The sequence below is a fragment of the Streptomyces sp. NBC_01669 genome (assembly GCF_026339735.1).
Taxonomy (GTDB): domain Bacteria; phylum Actinomycetota; class Actinomycetes; order Streptomycetales; family Streptomycetaceae; genus Streptomyces; species Streptomyces yanii.
Genome location: NZ_JAPEQG010000001.1, coordinates 7872009 through 7889232, shown reverse-complemented (window position 1 = coordinate 7889232; position 17224 = coordinate 7872009). Strand labels below are relative to the sequence as shown.

Here is a 17224-nt window from a genome sequence, read left to right as displayed (position 1 = left end):
GCGCTCACTTCTCCGCGTCCCGATCAGCTTGTCACTGGGTCGAGTTGGGTGTCCCGGCGGACAAGCGCGGCATAGCGGCCGTCCTGTTGGAGCAGCTCCTCGTGGCTGCCGCGCTCGGCGGTCCGGCCGCCGTCGAGGACGACGATCTGGTCCGCGTCACGAACGGTGGAGAGGCGATGAGCGATGGTGATCGTGGTGCGCCCTGCGGACAGTGCGTCGATCGCCTCCTGTACGGCGAATTCGGTACGGGTGTCGAGGGCGCTGGTCGCCTCGTCGAGGATCAGGACGGGCGGGTCGCGCAGGATGGTGCGGGCGATGGCCAGTCGCTGTTTCTCGCCGCCGGAGAAGCGGTAGCCGCGCTCGCCGACCAGGGTGTCGTAGCCGTCGGGCAGCGAGGCGATGTGGTCGTGGATCTGTGCCGCGCGGGCGGCCGCCTCGATCTCGGCGTCCGTCGCGTCCGGCTTGGCGAAGCGCAGGTTCTCGGCGACGGAGGCATGGAAGAGGTACGTCTCCTGAGAGACCACACCGACGGCCCGGGCGAGCGTGTCGAAGTCCAGTTCGCGTACGTCGACGCCGTCGAGCGTGACCCGGCCGCCGGTGACGTCGTACAGCCGTGGCACCAGGTAGCTGAGCGTGGACTTGCCGGAACCGGTCGGTCCGACAACGGCGAGGCTGCCGCCGGCCGGCACGGTGACATCGACACCGCTGAGGGTCGGGCCGCTCTTCTCGTCGTAACTGAAGTCCACGTCCTCGAAGCGGATCTCGCCGCGGACCTTCTCCAGCCGGACGGGCCACTCGGATTCGGTGATGTCCACCCTGAGGTCGAGGTACTCGAAGATCCGCTGGAAGAGTGCGAGGGACGTCTGCATCTGCACCCCGGTGGAGAGCAGGCTCACGGCGGGCCGGAAGAGGCCCTGCTGGAGCGAGACGAAGGCAACGAGCGTGCCGATGGAGACAGCGGGTCCGCCGGACTGCAGGGCGAGTCCCGCGGCCCAGTAGATGACGGCGGGCATGGCGGCCATGACGATGCCGATCGTCGACATCCGCCACCGTCCGGCCATGCTGGAGCGCACTTCGAGGTCGACCAGGCGCTCGGACTCGTCGGCGAAGCCCTGGGTGAGGGAGTCCGCGCGGCCCATCGTCCGGCCGAGCAGGATGCCGCTCACGGAGAGGGACTCGGTGACCGTGGCCGCCATGGCAGCCATCTGCTTCTGGCGCTGGGTGGTGATCTTCTTGCGCTCGCGGCCGACCCGGCGGCTGATCCAGACGAAGACCGGCAGCAGGAGGAGCGAGACGAGAGTGAGCCGCCAGTCGAGCGCCAGCATGGCGACAACGGTGGCGATGACCGCCGTGAGGTTGGAGACCAGCGAGGTGGCGGTGGAGGTGACGGTGGCCTGCATGCCGCCGATGTCATTGGCGATACGGGACTGCACCTCGCCGGTACGGGTCTTCGTGAAGAAGGCGAGCGGCATCCGCTGCAGCTGGGCGTAGACCGACGTGCGCAGGTCATGCATGACGCGCTGGCCGACCGTGGTGGAGATCAGGGTCTGCAGGACGCCGAAGACGCTGTTCATCACGGCGGTGAGAATCATGCCGAGGGCGAGCAGCGAGAGCAGTCCCGTCCGCCCCTGGGGAATGGCCGTGTCGAGGATCTCGCGGAGCAGGAACGGCGAGGCGACCGACACCAGCGACGAGGCGCCGACGAGCAGTCCGACCAGCGCGAGCCGACCGCGGTACGGGTGGAAGAGGCGGAGGATGCGGCGCAGCTCGGCGGGTGGCCGCGCGCCGTCCCTGGGCGGGGGTGTCCACGTGGGTTCGTCGGGTTTCATGGGCTCCTTCGGCAGGCGTGACGGAGGGAGACGGCCGCAGGCGGCTGTCCGACCTTTGCGAGCATAGCTCATTGTTACCTATACTCACAATGAACGTCGTCCTGATATTGTTCCCCCATGGACTCCCCCGACTCCGACGGCCTGCTGGCCGAGCAGCTGCTGCGGCTCACCCGCCGGCTCCAGCGCATCCAGAGCCGCCAGCTGGAGCCGATCGGCATCACGCCGGCCCAGTTCCGGCTACTGCGCACGGTCGCCCACTACGACGGGCCGCCCCGGATGGCGGATCTCGCGCAGCGCCTGGATGTCGTGCCGCGCGCCGTGACCAGCCTGGTCGACGCGTTGGAGGCGAGCGGCCGGGTGCGCCGCGCCCCGGATCCGGACAGCCGCCGGGTGGTCCGGATCGAGATCACCGACGAGGGCCGCGCCACGCTGCGCTCGCTGCGCGACGCGCGCAGGGCGGCCGCGGAGGAGATCCTGGCTCCATTGACCACCGATCAGCGCGAGGTGCTGGGCGGGCTGCTGTCCGCTCTGGTCGCGGGAATGCCGGAGCGTCGCTGCTGAGGCTCCCGCCTTCGGATGGTGCCGGGTGCCGCGGCGAGTCGGCGCAGCCCGTGCCGGGCCGGTTCGCCGGCCGGCCTCGAGGCCTTGCACCGATCATGAGCGGTGTGAAATCTCGCTGGTAGAAAGGTGGGAGTACCGCACCGAACCACCGAGGGGACCATCGCCATGCCGCTGTTGGAGCCGAAGCCGGAAGTCCTCCGCCCGGGTGCGGCACGCACCCCGTCCCCCGACCGGGTCCCCGACGCGCGGGCCACGGGCACACCCGAGCCGCTGCGCGGCGAACTGACCGCGCTGCTCGGGCCCAAGAAGGTGTTGTGGACCGTCTCCGACCTGGTGAAATACGCCTCCGACGCCAGCCCCTACCGGTTCGTCCCGCAGGTCGTCGTCGTCCCGGAGGACATCGACGACATCTCGGCGATCCTGTCGTACGCGCACGGCAAGGGCCGCGAAGTCGTCTTCCGGGCCGCGGGCACCAGCCTGAACGGCCAGGCGCAGGGCGAGGACATCCTTGTCGACGTCCGCCACCACTGGGCGGGCATCGAGGTGCTGGACGACGGTGCGCGGGCCCGGATCCGCCCCGGGACCACGGTCATGCGCGCCAATGCCACCCTCGCCCGGTACGGCAGGCTGCTGGGCCCCGACCCGGCCAGCGCCATCGCGTGCACGATCGGCGGGGTCGTCGCCAACAACGCCTCCGGAATGACCGCGGGCACCACCCGCAATTCGTACCGCACCGTCGCCTCGCTCACCTTCGTGCTGCCGAGCGGCACGGTCGTCGACACGGCCGATCCGGCGGCGGACGAACTGCTCGCCCACGCCGAACCACAGCTGTGCGAGGGGCTGCTGGCCCTGAAGGCGGAGATCGAGGCGGACGCGGAACTGACCGCCCGGATCCGCGCCAAGTACGAGATCAAGAACACCAACGGCTACCGGCTCGACGCGTTCCTGGACGGCTCGACCCCCGTACAGATCCTGCGCGGACTGATGGTCGGCTCGGAGGGCACCTTCGGTTTCATCTCCGAGGTCGTCTTCGACACGCTGCCGCTGGACCGGAAGGTCTCCAGCGCCCTGCTCTTCTTCCCCTCACTGACCGCCGCCGCCGCTGCCGTGCCCCGTTTCAACGAGGCGGGGGCGATCGCCGTCGAGCTGATGGACGGCAACACGCTGCGGGCGTCGGTGAGCGTCCAGGGCGTGCCCGCGGACTGGGCCGAGCTGCCGAAGGAGACCGCGGCGCTGCTGGTGGAGTTCCGGGCTCCGGACGAGCCGGGGCAGGAGGCGTACGAGCGGGCGGCGGCCGCGGTCGCCGAGGGGCTGGACCTTGTCGTGCCGGTCGCCTCGGTGACCAATGAGTTCACCCGCGAGGCCAAGGTCATCTCGGGTTACTGGAAGGCCCGGAAGGCGTTCGTCACCGCGGTCGGCGGCTCCCGCCCGTCCGGTACGACTCTGATCACGGAGGACTTCGCGGTCCCGCCGTCGCTGCTCGCCGACGCCTGCGAAGCCCTCCTCCGGCTCCAGGCGGAGCACGGTTTCGACGCCGCCGTCGCGGGCCATGCCGCGCACGGCAATCTGCACTTCCTGCTCGCGTTCGACGCGGCGAAGCCGTCCGATGTCGACCGGTACGCCGCGTTCATGGACGACTTCTGCCGGCTGACTGTGGAGCGCTTCGACGGCTCGCTCAAGGCGGAGCACGCCACCGGTCGCAATATCGCGCCCTTCCTGGAGCTGGAGTGGGGCCCGAAGGCGACCGAGCTGATGTGGCGTACGAAGCAGGTCATCGACCCCGACGGGGTGCTCGCGCCGCGGATCGTCCTCGACCGTGACCCGAAGGCCCATCTGCGCGGGCTGAAGACCATTCCCGAGGTCGAGCTGATCGCCGACCCATGCATCGAGTGCGGGTTCTGCGAACCGACCTGTCCCAGTCGCGACCTCACCACCACCCCGCGTCAACGGATCGTGCTGCGACGGGAGATGATGCGCCAGCCCGGCGGTTCGCCGGTGGAGACCGGGCTCCTCGACGCGTACGGGTACGAGGCCGTTGACACCTGTGCCGGTGACTCCACCTGCAAACTCGCCTGCCCGGTCGGCATCGACACCGGCGCCATGATGAAGGACTTCCGCCACCAGCGGCACTCACCGCGTGAGGAACGGATCGCGGCACTCACCGCGAGGAACTTCAAGGCGGTGGAGGCCTCGGCGCGGCTCGCGGTCGCCGCGGCCGACAGGATCGGCGACCGGCTGCTGGAAACCGTCACCGGGCTCGCCCGCAAGGCCGTACGCCCCGATCTGGTGCCCGAGTGGCTCCCCGAGATCCCCGGCGCGGCGCCCCGCAAGCTGCCACGCACCTCGCGGGTCGGGGCGAGCGCCGTCTACTACCCGGCGTGCGTGAACCGGATCTTCGGCGGTCCGGAAGGCCACCGTGGCCCGTCGCTGCCGCAGGCCGTCGTCGCCGTCTCGGCCCGTGCCGGAAAGCCGGTGTGGATCCCGGAGGACGTCGCGGAGACCTGCTGCTCGACGATCTGGCACTCCAAGGGCTACGACGAGGGCAACGTCGTGATGGCCAACCGCATCGTCGAGGCCGCCTGGGGCTGGACAGCGGGCGGAAAGCTGCCCCTGGTCGTCGACGCCTCGTCGTGCACGCTGGGCATCGCCCATGAGGTGGTGCCCTATCTCACCGAGGACAACCGGGAGTTGCACCGGGAGCTGACGGTCGTCGACTCCCTCGTCTGGGCGGCCGACGAGCTGCTGCCGGAACTGACGATCCTGCGGAAGACCGGCTCGGCGGTGCTGCACCCGACGTGCTCCATGCAGCATCTCGGCGACGTGGAGCAGTTGCGTACAGTCGCCGAGGCGTGTGCGGAGGAGGTCGTCGTACCGGACGACGCCGGGTGCTGCGCGTTCGCGGGCGACCGCGGGATGCTGCACAAGGAGCTGACCGCGTCGGCCACCGCGAAGGAGGCGGCCGAGGTCAACTCCCGTGAGTACGACGCCTATCTCTCCGCGAACCGGATGTGCGAGATCGGCATGGACCGGGCCACGGGGCGCACGTACCACTCCGTCCTGATGGAACTGGAGCGGGCGACGCGCCCCTGACCCGTCTCTCGCACGACCGCGTACGCAACCGACCACCGGGACCGGCCGGGCCGCCCGGTGGTCGGCGTTCTCCTGGGCATCCGCGGGCCGCGTACGAAAGTCCATGGTTTCGGTGTCGAGAGTCCAAACCCTCCCCTTGCGTATCAGCAGTCTCAACTATCAAGGTCGTGACCGAGGTTCAGAGCAACAGCCGCGCACGTCAGACCCCCCTCCTGGAGGATCGATGAACGACGCAGCACAGCAGAACCACGGTACGGAGGACGGTGACGACGGCTCGATGAGCCGTCGTTCGGTCCTGTGGACGACCGCCGCCGGCGTGGCCGGTGCCGGGCTCGGACTGGGCGGTCTCGGCAGCGGCACCGCATCCGCCGCTACCCCCCTCGGCTCCGAATCCGCCGCCGGTGCACAGGCGCAGACGGCCTCGCCGCAGCGCCAGGGCGCCACCATGGTGGGAGTGCCGTTCGAAGGGCGTTCCACCGTCCGGGTCGGCCTGGTCGGCCTCGGCAACCGCGGCGGCAGCATGATCGATCTCTATCTCGCCGTCCCCGGAGTGCAGGTCGTCGCCGTGTGCGACCCGGTCAAGGAGAAGGCCCAGCGGGCCGCCGCGAAGGTGACCGCCGCCGGTCAGCCGGCGCCCGCCGTCTACACCAACGGTGAGGACGACTACGAGAATCTCTGCAAGCGCGGGGACATCGACTTCGTCTATGTGGCGACTCCCTGGGACTTACACTTCGAGATGGCGAAGACCGCCATGCTCCACGGCAAGCATGTTGGGGTGGAGTGTCCGATCGCTCTCCAGCTCGATCAGCTCTGGGAGCTGGTCAATCTCTCCGAGCGCACCAGACGGCACTGCATGCAGTTGGAGAACTGCTGTTACGGGCGGAACGAGATGCGGGTGCTCCGCATGGCGCACGCCGGTCTCTTCGGCGACCTGCTGCACGGCGCGGGCGCGTACAACCACGATCTGCGCGGCCTGATGTTCGATCCGGACTACTACGAGGGTCCATGGCGCCGGCTGTGGCACACCCGGCTGCGCGGCGACCTCTACCCCAACCACGGGTTCGGTCCGGTCGCCAACTACATGGACCTCAACCGCGGGGACCGTGCGGTGAGCATCACCAGCGTCGGTTCGCCGTCCCTGGGTCTCGCCGAGTACCGGAAGAAGCACATGCCGGCAGGTGACCCGAGCTGGAAGGAGACCTATATCGAGAGCGACCGCACGATCAGTCTCGTCCAGACCGCCAAGGGACGGGTGATCCGGCTGGAGCACGACGTGTCCACACCGCATCCGTACTCGCGGATCAACAGTCTCGGCGGCACGAAGGGGCTCTTCGAGGACTATCCGGCCCGCATCTATATCGAGCCCGACCACACCAACGACGCCTGGGGCGACTTCGGCGCGTACGCCGACTGGGACCACTGGCTGTGGAAGGAACACGCCAACCCGCCCGGCGGGCACGGTGGAATGGACTACATGCTGGTGTTCCGGCTGATGCAGTGCATGCGTCTGGGGCTCGTTCCCGACTTCGATGTGTATGACGCGGCGACCTGGACATCTCCGGTACCGCTCAGCCACCTCTCCATCAAGGCGAAGGGCGCGCCGCAGCAGATCCCGGACTTCACCCGCGGCGAGTGGAAGAACGCCCGCCCCGGCATGGACTCGGCGAAGCCCGCGAAGGCCTGACGGCCGGCGCGACGCTGCGGGGCCCGGCCGCACAGGCCGGGCCCCGCAGTGCGACCTCCCACGGCCCGCTCGGTGACCTTGGCGCGAAATACGCATTCCGTGGAGAAAACCCTTTGCTTCGACCGGGGCCCCCGGGTGAACCTTGCACGGTTTGAGTCAGTCACCGAACAAAAACCGATCCTCAGAACCATGGGACGTCATGCACATTCGCGATCTTCCCTACTCGGATCCTGGCGATCCCGATGTCCGGTCAGGCCCACGCTTCCTGCTCTGGCTCGGCCGCAACCAGATCCGCGGACAGCTCAAGTCCCTGTCCTGGGGCCTGCTGCACCAGTGCTCCGTCGCCGGGCTGCCGCTGGCCGTCGGCTTCGCCGTGCAGGCCGTCGTCGACCGTTCCGGCAGCCGCCTCGCGCTGGCCGGCGGGCTGATCGCCGTCCTCGGTGTGCTGATCGCGGTCGGCGACACCATGCTCCACCGGACCGCCGTCACCAACTGGATCACCGCCGCCGCCCGCGTCCAGCAGCTACTGGCCCGCAAGACCGCGGAACTCGGGTCCGCACTGACCCGCCGGGTCGCCGCGGGCGAGGTCGTCGCGGTGTCCACCGGCGACGTCGAGAAGATCGGCTGGTTCGTCGAGGCACTCTCCCGCTTCGCCGCTGCCGCCGTCGCTCTCGTGCTGATCTGTGTCGGACTCGTCCTCTATCTGCCGTCGCTGGGGGTGCTGGTGGCACTCGCCATGCCGCTCCTGGCACTGGCCGTGCTGCCGCTGCTCCCTCGCGCCACCCGGCGCGCGGATCTTCAGCGCGAGAAGGCCGGAAAGGCCACCGAACTGGCGTCGGACACCGTGGCCGGGCTGCGGGTGCTGCGCGGGATCGGCGGCGAGGAGCTGTTCCTCGGCCGCTACCGGCGTGCCTCGCAGGAGGTCCGCAGGGCGGCCGTCCGCAGCGCGCAGATGTGGTCACTGATCTCGGCGATCCAGGTGCTGCTGCCGGGCGTGCTGCTCATCTCGCTGGTCGTGTACGGAGCGACGCTGGCCCGCGAGGGCCGGATCGAGGTCGGCCAACTGGTCACGGTGTACAGCGCGGCGACGCTGATGCTGTTCCCGTTGCGGCACTTCGAGGAGATCGCGATGGCGTACTCCTTCTCGCGGCCGTCCGCCAAGCGGGCCGTGCGGGTGCTGTCGTTGCACCGCACCGTCGAGCCGTCGACCGTCGACGTGGTGCCCTCCGGTGATCTGTACGACCCGGTCACCGGGCTGATGGCCCCCGCGGGCAGGTTCACCGCGGTGGTCTGCGGAGACCCGGACGAGGCCGGCCGACTGGCCGAACGGCTCGGTGGGCACGCCGAGCCGGCCGCGGAGCAGGACACGACGGACGACGCTCCCGAGGGCTCGCCGTCGCCGGAGAAGAATCCGTCCGTCCTGCTCGGCGGCGTCCCGCTGGACGAGCTGTCGCTGGCGGCCGCCAGGACCGCGGTGCTGGTCCAGGACAAGGACCCGGTGCTGCTTTCCGGGACGCTCCGGGAGCTCCTGGACGTGCCGTCGTCCGGCCAGGTGACCGCTGAGGAGGCGCTTGCCGCCGCCCAGTGCGGTGACGTGCTCGACGCGCTGGCACAGGCCTCGGTGACCAGGGACGGCGATCCGATGACGACCAGGATCACCGAGCGCGGCCGGTCGCTCTCCGGCGGCCAGCGGCAGCGGCTCGCCCTGGCCCGCTCCCTGGTCACCGATCCGGAGGCACTGGTTCTCGACGAGCCGACGTCCGCCGTCGACTCGCACACCGAGGCCCGGGTCGCCGCCGGCATCAAGGCGCTGCGCCAGGGGCGTACGACCGTCGCGTTCGCCTCGTCACCGCTGCTCCTGGACCTCGCGGACCGGGTGGTACTGGTGCACCGGGGCACCGTGACAGCGGTCGGTACGCACCGCGAACTGCTGCACACCGAACCGCGGTACCGGGCTGTCGTCACCCGGGAGACCGACGACGAGATCGCGGCACTGACCGCATCGGACGAGATCGACGGGATCAGCGAAGTCAGCGGGATCAAGGCGATCGAAGAGATCGAAGGAATCGAGGAGAGGGCATGATCGGCGTCGCACAACCGGCGTACGACCCGGCCGCCCCGGAGTCGGCGACAACGCTGCCGGTCGGCACCCCCACCACCGTACGCAGCTATGTACGGGATCTGATGCGGCGCCACCGCAGGCCGTTCGCCGTACTCATCTCGGTCAACGCCGTCGCGGTGATCGCCTCGATCGTCGGGCCGTATCTGCTGGGCGGACTGGTCGAGGACCTGTCGAACGGGGTCGCCGACCTCCATCTGGAGCGCACCGCCGCGGTGTTCGGGCTCGCACTGCTCGTACAGACCGTGTTCACCCGGATGATGCGGCTGCGCAGCGCGATGCTCGGTGAGGAGATGCTGGCCGATCTGCGCGAGGACTTCCTCGTGCGGTCGGTCGGGCTGCCGCCGGGCGTGCTGGAGCGGGCCGGAACCGGTGATCTGCTCTCCAGGATCACTACCGACATCGACCGGCTGGCCAACGCGATGCGGGAGGCCGTGCCGCAGTTGGCGATCGGTGTGGTGTGGGCGGGGCTGCTGCTCGGTGCGCTCACCGTGACCGCTCCCCCGCTGGCACTCTCCGTACTGATCGCCCTGCCGGTGCTGATCCTCGGCTGTCGCTGGTACTTCCGCCGGGCGCCGTCCGCGTACCGCTCGGAAGCCGCCGGGTACGCGGCGGTCGCCGCGATGCTGGCGGAGACCGTGGACGCCGGACGGACGGTGGAGGCGCACCGTCTCGGCGCGCGCCGGGTGGCGCTGTCGGACCGGCGGATCAAGGAGTGGACAGCCTGGGAACGGTACACGCTGTTCCTGCGTTCGGTGCTCTTCCCCGTCATCAATGTCACGTACGTGACGATCCTCGGCGCGGTGCTGATGCTCGGCGGCTGGTTCGTCATCGAGGGATGGCTCACTGTCGGACAGCTGACGACGGGTGCGCTGCTGGCGCAGATGATGGTCGACCCGATCGGTCTGATCCTGCGCTGGTACGACGAGTTGCAGGTCGCACAGGTGTCGCTGGCCCGGCTGGTCGGCGTGCGGGACATCGAACCGGACGCGGGCGACGCGGAGGTCGCCCCGGACGGCCGGGACGTCCGGGCGGACGGTGTGCACTTCGGCTACCGCGCCGGGGTCGACGTGCTGCACAAGGTGTCCCTCGACGTCGCCCCGGGCACGCGCCTCGCGCTGGTCGGCCCGTCCGGTGCGGGCAAGTCCACGCTCGGCCGGCTGCTGGCCGGGATCTACGCCCCGCGCAGCGGTGAAGTCACCCTGGGTGGTGCGCAGTTGTCGCAGATGACGGCGGAGCAGGTGCGTACGCATGTGGCGCTGGTCAACCAGGAGCACCATGTGTTCGTCGGTTCGCTCCGCGACAACCTGCTGCTGGCCCGTGACGGCGCGCAGGACGCGGAGCTGTGGGCGTCGCTCGCCGCGGTCGACGCGGACGGCTGGGCGAAGGCGCTGGACGAGGGTCTGGACACCGAGGTCGGTTCGGGCGGTCTGGCCCTGACCCCGGCGCAGGCGCAGCAGATCGCCCTGGCCCGGCTGGTGCTGGCCGATCCGCACACGCTGGTGCTGGACGAGGCGACCTCGCTGCTGGACCCGCGGGCGGCCCGCCATCTGGAACGCTCGCTGGCGCGGGTGCTCGACGGCCGTACGGTCGTGGCGATCGCGCACCGGCTGCACACCGCGCATGACGCGGATGTGATCGCGGTGGTCGAGAGCGGCAGGATCAGCGAACTGGGCAGCCATGACGAGCTGGTTGCGGCGGACGGCGCGTATGCGGCGCTGTGGCGGTCCTGGCACGGCTGAGCGGAGAAGGCGAAGGTGGTGCGCGGACCGTCACCGGTTCGCGCGCAGCCACGCGTCGAGAGCGGCGAAGTCCGCGTCGGTGAGCCCCTGGGCGGGGTCGACGCGATGGAGGAGGGCCGGCCCCGGGTGATGTGCGGCCACCCAGGCCCGGTCGGTGCCGGTGATCTCGTCGTCCACCCAGACGAAGGGGCGCCCTGCCGCGCGGTCGACGAGGGGGCGCGTCTTCCAGTGCAGCCCGTCCCGCCGGTCGAGTTCGTCCTCGTACGCCGGATCCGGCCAGGCCACCATGGGCAGCTCCGGCAGGCCGAGCCACGGTGCGATGCACTCGTTGGCCTCGTCCAACCAGGTCGTGGCCCAGACGAGGTCGCAGCCCAGCGCCGTCAGCCGGGGCCCGAGCGCGGGATCGATCCTGCTCAGAAGGGGATTCGACTCGGCCGGCCCGGGCGCGGCCCCCGTGCGGTACGTCGGATACCCGTCCGGGCGTTGTTGCGGAGTCGCTCCGAACGGAATGAGCGGCCCGTCGACGTCGAGGAAGAGAAGCGGGCGCTGCGCGGAACCGGTCACGGCTGCACGGTACCCGCTCTCCGGGCGGACGCGACGAGGGCGCCCGTCGTGGATCGCCTTCCACCACGGGCACCGTCGTGGCCACAGTCCCGCCAGGTCCCCTTCCGTGGGGTACGCGCTCTGCGCACCTGCGCCCCGCACGGCGGCAGCGCCGACCCTGACCGCGTACCGCACCGCGGTCACCAGGTCGTCGCTCCGGGCCGGGCGGTGGGCGAGTGCGCCGGTCATGGCGTCGCCCGCCCCCGGTCGTCTCCACCACGTCGACCGAGGGTGGCATCGGCGCCGAGCCGGGCGGCGACGGCCCGGTTGGCACCCTTGCCGCCCGGATGGGCCGTCAGGTCGCTGCCGAGCACGGTCTCCCCGGTGGCGGGGCGGCGTGCGACGCGGCCATGAGGTACGCGTCGCACCAGCCGCCCACGACCGCGTCGGTGGAGGCCGGCCGGGTGGACATGGCGCCCCCTCTCAGAGGCCCCGGGCCCGTACGATCCGGGCGACGATCTGCTCGGCGATCGCCTGCACATCGGCGTCGACGACGAGGTCCACATTGCCCTCCGGGTCGGACGTGAACAGGGTCAGCCCTTCGTCGGTGACCTCGACCGTGCCGCGTTCGGTGGTGTAGAGGTCGGGGCGGAGCAGGGACAGCGCCGTGATCGGGTCGTGCGGCACGCTCCACGATTCGCCGGTGAAGCCGGTCCAGCCGTCGATCTCGCGGGCCAGCGCCTCCCCGTACGGGCCGGCCGCCCGGATCGTCTCGACGCCGTCCCGCTCGATGCGCAGCCGGGTGGTGATGTCCAGCCCGGTGACCACGATGCGCACGGCCGAGCCGAAGACGATGCGGGCAGCGGTGATGTCGCTGACGATGTTGTGCTCGGCCTTGGCGCGCGGGCCGAAGTCTCCGCCCATCATGTACAGGGTGCGTACCCCGGGGGCGAAGCGGTCGTCGAGGCGGATCGCGCGGGCGATGTTGGTGAGCGGGGCGATGGCGATGACATCGCTCGCGCCGGGCTCGGCAAGCACGGTGTCGACCAGGAAGCGGTCGGCGGCGATGTCGTCGCGTACCGGTTCCGTCTCCAGGTCGGGGAAGGCCCGGCCTTCGTGTCCGGCCCACCAGACGGCCTTGCCGGAGAGGGTCTCGGTGGCTCCGGGCACGACGGTGAGGTCGCGTCCGGCGAGGGCGCCGAGCCGGTGGGCGAGGCGGGCCCTGAGCAGGGTGTCGCCGTAGACGGTGGTGATGCCGGCGATGTGCGCCTCGGGCGAGCCGAGCAGCACACCGAGGGCGAGGGCGTCGTCGACGTCGCTGCCGATGTCGGTGTCGAGGAGGACGTCTGCCGTGGGCTGGTTCACTTTGCTCCTGGGGTCGTTGGCGGGTGGATCGATGGTCACTTCAGGCCGCTGCCCGCGATGGACTGCGTGAAGTACCGCTGCAGGCGCAGCAGTACGAGGAGCGGGATGACGGTCAGGACGACGGCGGCGGCGAACACCTGGCCGTAGTCGACGACCATCTGTCCCTGCAGGGTGCCGAGGGCGATCGGGCCGAGCTGCTTGTCCGGTTCGGTGCCGACGAGCAGCGGCCACATGTAGGACTGCCACTGGAAGGTGAACAGGGTCAGGCCGGCGCCGATCAGGGCGGGCCGCGACAGGGGTACGTAGATCTTCGTGAAGACGCCCCACCAGCTGAGCCCGTCCATCCGCGCGGCCTCGACGAGTTCGCGCGGGATGGCGAGGAAGAACTGACGCAGCAGGAAGATCGCCAGGCCGTTGCCTATGCCGGGCAGGATCAGACCGGCGTACGTGTTCTGCAGTCCCCAGTCCCGGAAGATGTCGGACAGCGGGATCGCGATCGCGTCGAACGGGATCATGAAGCTGAGCAGGATCACGGCGAAGACGAGCCCGCGCCCGCGGAACCGGAAGACCGAGAGGGCGAAGGCCGCCATCGCGGAGAGCACCAGGCCGAGCAGGACGGTGGCGACGGCGACGCCGATGGAGTTGAGTACTGCTCGGCCGAAGTCGCCCCGGAACAGGGTCACATAGTTGTGCAGCGTGGCATCGGTCGGAATCAGGCTGTGCCAGGACACCCGGTCGAGCCCGGCGAGCACCTTGTCACCGGGGCGCAGCGAGCCGGCGAGCACCCACAGCAGGGGCAGCGCGAACAGCACGCCCATGACGACGGCGGTGACGAGCGGCATGTGCCGCAGAGCGGAGAGGCGGCGCGGGGTCGAGGGCACCGGCGCGTTCGTGGTCTTCACTGGGTCACTCCTCGCCCTTGCCCTGCATCATCCGGAACTGGACGACGACGACGGCGAGCGTGATGGCGACGAGCACCACCACTTCGGCCTGGGCGAAGTTGATGTCGCCGACGCTGTAGGCGCGGCGGAACACGTCGTACATCATGAGATTGGTGGAGCCGTCGGGGCCGCCGCGGGTGAGCAGCTGCACGGGCGCGAACACCAGGAAGTTGGCGACGGTGTCGGCGACCAGCACAAAGGCGAGCGGGCGGCGCAGCAGCGGCAGCGTGACATGGAAGAAGCGCTGCCAGGCGGAGGCGCCGTCGACGGCGGCCGCGTCGTAGCACTCCTGCGGAATGTCCTGGAGCCCGGCGATCAGGAACATCATCCAGTAGCCGACGCCGACCCAGGACATCAGCACGATGAGCGCGAAGAGCGCCTGCTCGGAGCTGGTGAGGAAGGGCTGCGGCGGGATCCCCAGGGCGCCGAGGATCGCGTTGAGCGGTCCCTCGGGGCGGTAGAGGATGCCCCAGATGACGGCGGACACGGCGGGCGGCACGGCGATGGGTGCGAAGACCAGCGAGCGCCAGAAGCGGACGCCCGCGAACCTGCGGCCCAGAAGTACGGCGAGGCCGAGCGCGATCAGCACCTGGAGCGGGTTGATGACCAGGCTGAACAGCAGCGTGACCCGGACGCTCTGCCAGAACTGGGAGTCCGAGAGGAGGTCCGTGTAGTTGCCGAGGCCGACGAACGTGGTGGTGCCGTCGACGAGGCTGTGGTGGCGCGCGCTGCTGACCAGGGCCATCGCGGCGGGCAGCAGACGCAGCACCACAAGGGCGAGCAGCGCGGGTGCCAGGAAGTACAGGGCGGTCCGGCCCTGCGATGCGCGGCGGCGTGCGGGCCGCGGCGGGGTGCGGGGTGGTGAGGTGGTCATCGCAGGCGCTCCCAGGTACGCACCAGTTCACCGGAGGCCTTCGCCAGCCGGGGTTCCACGGCGGAACCGTTGCGGATGTCGGAGAAGGCGGAGCCCATGACGGTCTCGAACTGCGTGTAACCGATGCTGCGTGGCCGGCTGACGGCGGTGTGAGCGAGTTCGTACCGCATGATCGTGGCGACCCCGGCGGTGCTCTTCGTCGCCTTGTCCGCCAGGTCCGCCGCGTACCGGTCGAAGGCCTTGCGGTTCGACGGGATGAGCGGGGACGCCTCGACGGTGGAGAGGCTGCCCTCGGTGGTCAGTGCGGCGTACTCCATGAATCGCAGGCCCGCTTCGGGGTGTTCGGCGTACGGGTTGACGCCCCAGGACCAGGAGTCGGTGGGGGTGACGGCGCGGCCGTGGGCGAACTTCGGCTGCGGGGCCGTGCCCCAGGTGAAGTCCTTGAGTCCGGCGAAGGCACCGAGGTTCCACGGGCCGCCGACGAAGAACGGCACGCGGCCCGAGGTGAAGAGGGAGGAGAGCTGGTACGACGGGATGCCGCGGGGCGACGAGCCGTCGGCGAAGAGCGTGCGGTACCAGTCGAGCGCGTCGATCCAGCCCTGGGTGGTGACGGCGGGCGTGAGCATGTCCTTTCCGGTGATGCCTGATCCGCCGTGGAGGGACTCGATGAGCGGCTGCAGCCCGTAGTAGAGGTCCGTCTGCTCCAGCAGCAGCGCGTAGTCGGCTCCGGCCCGGTCCATCGCCCGGCGTCCCGCGGCCCTGGTCCGCTCCCAGCTCCAGCGGTCGGCCGGTGCCGCGTCGGGGAGTGCCACCCCGGCCTTGGCCAGCAGGTCCGCGTTGTAGAAGAGGTACTGGGTGGACGTCCAGATCGGCAGCGAGCGGAGCGTGCCGTCCCAGGAGCTGACGGCGTACTGCTCGGGGGTGACAGCGGCCTTGGTGCGGTCCGCGATCCGGTTCAGGTCGGTGAGGAAGCCGCGGGCGGTCAGCGCCGGGACGCGCGGCTGGTCGACCGCGTACACGTCGATCGCGCTGTCCTTCGCGGAGAGCCGCAGTTGCAGGACGTCGCCGAGCTGGTCGGGCGGGACCGGCGTGTAGTCGATCCGTATACCGGGGTTGGCCCGTTCGAAGCCGCGGATGACCGCCCGGAACGTCTCGGGGGTCTCCGGGCCGAGGAACCGCACCGCTGTTCTGCCGTCCGCCGGTCGGCCGCCCGAGCAGCCGGCCAGGGCCGCCGCCGAGGCCACGCCGAGGGCGGCGCCGAGCACGGTTCTGCGGCTGGGAGAGCTCGTCATGCGGCTCTCCTGCCTGCGATGGACATCGCGTTCTCCAAATCGTTTTGCATAACCTGGCTCGGCCTCCGTGCGGCACGATCGGAAGCACCATACAAAACGTTTTGCACATTGGATAGAGTGACCTCGAACACCAGGACAACAGCCCTGGACAACAACGGGAGGCTGATGGTGCACGGCGCCGGCCGGATCAAGATCGTGGATGTGGCATCCGAAGCGGGCGTCAGCGTCACCACGGTCTCCCATGTGCTGAGCGGCCGCCGCCCGGTCTCGGCCACCACCCGCGCCCGGGTCGAGGACGTCATACAGCGGCTCGGCTATCAGGCGGATCCCTCGGCGCGCGGACTGCGTACGCAACGCACCCGCACCCTGGGCCTGGTCGTCCCGGACATCACCAACCCGTTCAATACCGCCATCGCGGCGGGCATGCAGGAGATCGCACTGGCCCACGAGTACCTCACCGTGGTCTGCGAGGCGCCGATGGACGGCCCGCACCTGCCCGCGGTGATCCGGCAGCTGGTGGCGCGCCGTATCGACGGCATCGTGGTCGGCCGGTACGGCGCCACGCGGCAGGATCTGGACCGCATCACGGCCTCGGGATCCAAGCTCGTACGGCTCGGCGGACCGCTGGCGCCCGGGCTCGGCGATGTGGTGCGGGCCGCCGAGACGGAGGGCATGTACGACCTGGTCAGCCATCTGGTGGGGCGCGGCTACCGGCGGATCGCCTACATCGGGGGCGCGCGGGGGGTGGAGCCGGGCGAGGAGCGATTCGTCGGCTACCGGAAGGCTCTGGAGGCGGCCGGGCTGCCGGTGCACCAGGAGCTGGTCGCCTGGACCAGCTTCACCCGCGAGGGCGGACGGGCCGGGGCGACGGCGGTACTGACCGCCACGGAGCCGCCGGACGCCGTGGTGTGCGCCAACGATCTGATCGCGATCGGCGCGCTGGACACCGCACGGGCGGCTGGGCTGCGGGTGCCGGACCGGGTGGCGATCACCGGGTACGACGACATCGAGGCGGCGTCACTGGTCTCGCCCGCGCTGACCACCGTGCTCAACCCGGCCCGGGAGATCGGCCGTTCGGCGGCGCAGCTGCTGCTGGACCGGCTGGAGGGCGAGGGCTCGGGCCCGGCCCGGGAGATCGTTCTCGCGCACCGTCTGGTGCCGCGCGAATCGGCCTGATCCCCCGG

General features: G+C 70.4%; 12 protein-coding genes and 2 pseudogenes. 6 read left to right on the top strand and 8 right to left on the bottom strand.

All coding sequences use genetic code 11. The features are described 5' to 3' along the window. Nucleotides 1-23: 23 nt before the first annotated feature. Nucleotides 24-1829, bottom strand: a complete 1806-nt coding sequence (locus OG972_RS35425) for an ABC transporter ATP-binding protein (protein WP_266988569.1) — start codon at nucleotides 1827-1829, stop codon at nucleotides 24-26. 117 nt (nucleotides 1830-1946) lie between these two features. On the opposite strand from OG972_RS35425, the gene OG972_RS35420 reads away from it, so the two are divergent. The 5 genes from OG972_RS35420 (at nucleotide 1947) to OG972_RS35400 (ending at nucleotide 11025) form a co-directional block, all read left to right on the top strand. After that, the gene (locus OG972_RS35420) at nucleotides 1947-2390 is read left to right on the top strand and encodes a MarR family winged helix-turn-helix transcriptional regulator (RefSeq protein WP_266988567.1); all 444 of its coding nucleotides are present in this window, start codon (nucleotides 1947-1949) and stop codon (nucleotides 2388-2390) included. A 165-nt stretch (nucleotides 2391-2555) separates the two neighbouring features. Further along, the gene (locus tag OG972_RS35415) at nucleotides 2556-5480 is read left to right on the top strand and encodes an FAD-binding and (Fe-S)-binding domain-containing protein (RefSeq protein ID WP_266988565.1); all 2925 of its coding nucleotides are present in this window, start codon (nucleotides 2556-2558) and stop codon (nucleotides 5478-5480) included. 223 nt (nucleotides 5481-5703) lie between these two features. Next, nucleotides 5704-7164, top strand: a complete 1461-nt coding sequence (locus OG972_RS35410; protein ID WP_266988563.1) for a Gfo/Idh/MocA family protein — start codon at nucleotides 5704-5706, stop codon at nucleotides 7162-7164. 199 nt (nucleotides 7165-7363) lie between these two features. Beyond that, nucleotides 7364-9247, top strand: a complete 1884-nt coding sequence (locus OG972_RS35405; RefSeq protein ID WP_266988561.1) for an ABC transporter ATP-binding protein — start codon at nucleotides 7364-7366, stop codon at nucleotides 9245-9247. After that, on the top strand, nucleotides 9244-11025 hold the full coding sequence (locus tag OG972_RS35400; protein ID WP_266988559.1) for an ABC transporter ATP-binding protein: 1782 nt from the start codon (nucleotides 9244-9246) through the stop codon (nucleotides 11023-11025). Before OG972_RS35405 ends, OG972_RS35400 begins: the two co-directional genes overlap by 4 nt. Nucleotides 11026-11055: 30 nt before the next feature. On the opposite strand, the gene OG972_RS35395 is transcribed toward OG972_RS35400, so the two are convergent. The 7 genes and pseudogenes from OG972_RS35395 to OG972_RS35365 form a co-directional block, all read right to left on the bottom strand. Further along, nucleotides 11056-11589, bottom strand: a complete 534-nt coding sequence (locus OG972_RS35395) for an HAD domain-containing protein (protein WP_266990910.1) — start codon at nucleotides 11587-11589, stop codon at nucleotides 11056-11058. A gap of 165 nt (nucleotides 11590-11754) precedes the next feature. Further along, nucleotides 11755-11817, bottom strand: a pseudogene (locus OG972_RS35390) (hypothetical protein); the annotation flags it as partial. 50 nt (nucleotides 11818-11867) lie between these two features. Next, a pseudogene (locus OG972_RS49315) lies at nucleotides 11868-11980 on the bottom strand (ribokinase); the annotation flags it as partial. A 71-nt stretch (nucleotides 11981-12051) separates the two neighbouring features. Further along, entirely contained in the window at nucleotides 12052-12933 is an 882-nt protein-coding gene (locus OG972_RS35380) for a nucleoside hydrolase (protein ID WP_266988557.1), read from the bottom strand. Between the two features lie 35 nt (nucleotides 12934-12968). Continuing rightward, a complete protein-coding gene (locus tag OG972_RS35375) occupies nucleotides 12969-13835 on the bottom strand; it encodes a carbohydrate ABC transporter permease (RefSeq protein WP_266988555.1) in 867 nt (288 codons plus the stop codon). A 4-nt stretch (nucleotides 13836-13839) separates the two neighbouring features. Next, entirely contained in the window at nucleotides 13840-14748 is a 909-nt protein-coding gene (locus tag OG972_RS35370; protein WP_266988553.1) for a carbohydrate ABC transporter permease, read from the bottom strand. Continuing rightward, on the bottom strand, nucleotides 14745-16040 hold the full coding sequence (locus OG972_RS35365; RefSeq protein WP_266988551.1) for a sugar ABC transporter substrate-binding protein: 1296 nt from the start codon (nucleotides 16038-16040) through the stop codon (nucleotides 14745-14747). The genes OG972_RS35370 and OG972_RS35365 overlap by 4 nt, the downstream gene beginning before the upstream one ends. A 117-nt stretch (nucleotides 16041-16157) precedes the next feature. On the opposite strand from OG972_RS35365, the gene OG972_RS35360 reads away from it, so the two are divergent. Then, the gene (locus tag OG972_RS35360; protein ID WP_266988550.1) at nucleotides 16158-17216 is read left to right on the top strand and encodes a LacI family DNA-binding transcriptional regulator; all 1059 of its coding nucleotides are present in this window, start codon (nucleotides 16158-16160) and stop codon (nucleotides 17214-17216) included. Nucleotides 17217-17224 lie beyond the last annotated feature (8 nt).

Coding starts and splice junctions, on each gene's coding strand:
- OG972_RS35425 (WP_266988569.1), bottom strand. CDS start 1,829: ATGAAACCCGACGAACCCACGTGGACACCCCCGCCCAGGGACGGCGCG.
- OG972_RS35420 (WP_266988567.1), top strand. CDS start 1,947: ATGGACTCCCCCGACTCCGACGGCCTGCTGGCCGAGCAGCTGCTGCGG.
- OG972_RS35415 (WP_266988565.1), top strand. CDS start 2,556: ATGCCGCTGTTGGAGCCGAAGCCGGAAGTCCTCCGCCCGGGTGCGGCA.
- OG972_RS35410 (WP_266988563.1), top strand. CDS start 5,704: ATGAACGACGCAGCACAGCAGAACCACGGTACGGAGGACGGTGACGAC.
- OG972_RS35405 (WP_266988561.1), top strand. CDS start 7,364: ATGCACATTCGCGATCTTCCCTACTCGGATCCTGGCGATCCCGATGTC.
- OG972_RS35400 (WP_266988559.1), top strand. CDS start 9,244: ATGATCGGCGTCGCACAACCGGCGTACGACCCGGCCGCCCCGGAGTCG.
- OG972_RS35370 (WP_266988553.1), bottom strand. CDS start 14,748: ATGACCACCTCACCACCCCGCACCCCGCCGCGGCCCGCACGCCGCCGC.
- OG972_RS35365 (WP_266988551.1), bottom strand. CDS start 16,040: ATGACGAGCTCTCCCAGCCGCAGAACCGTGCTCGGCGCCGCCCTCGGC.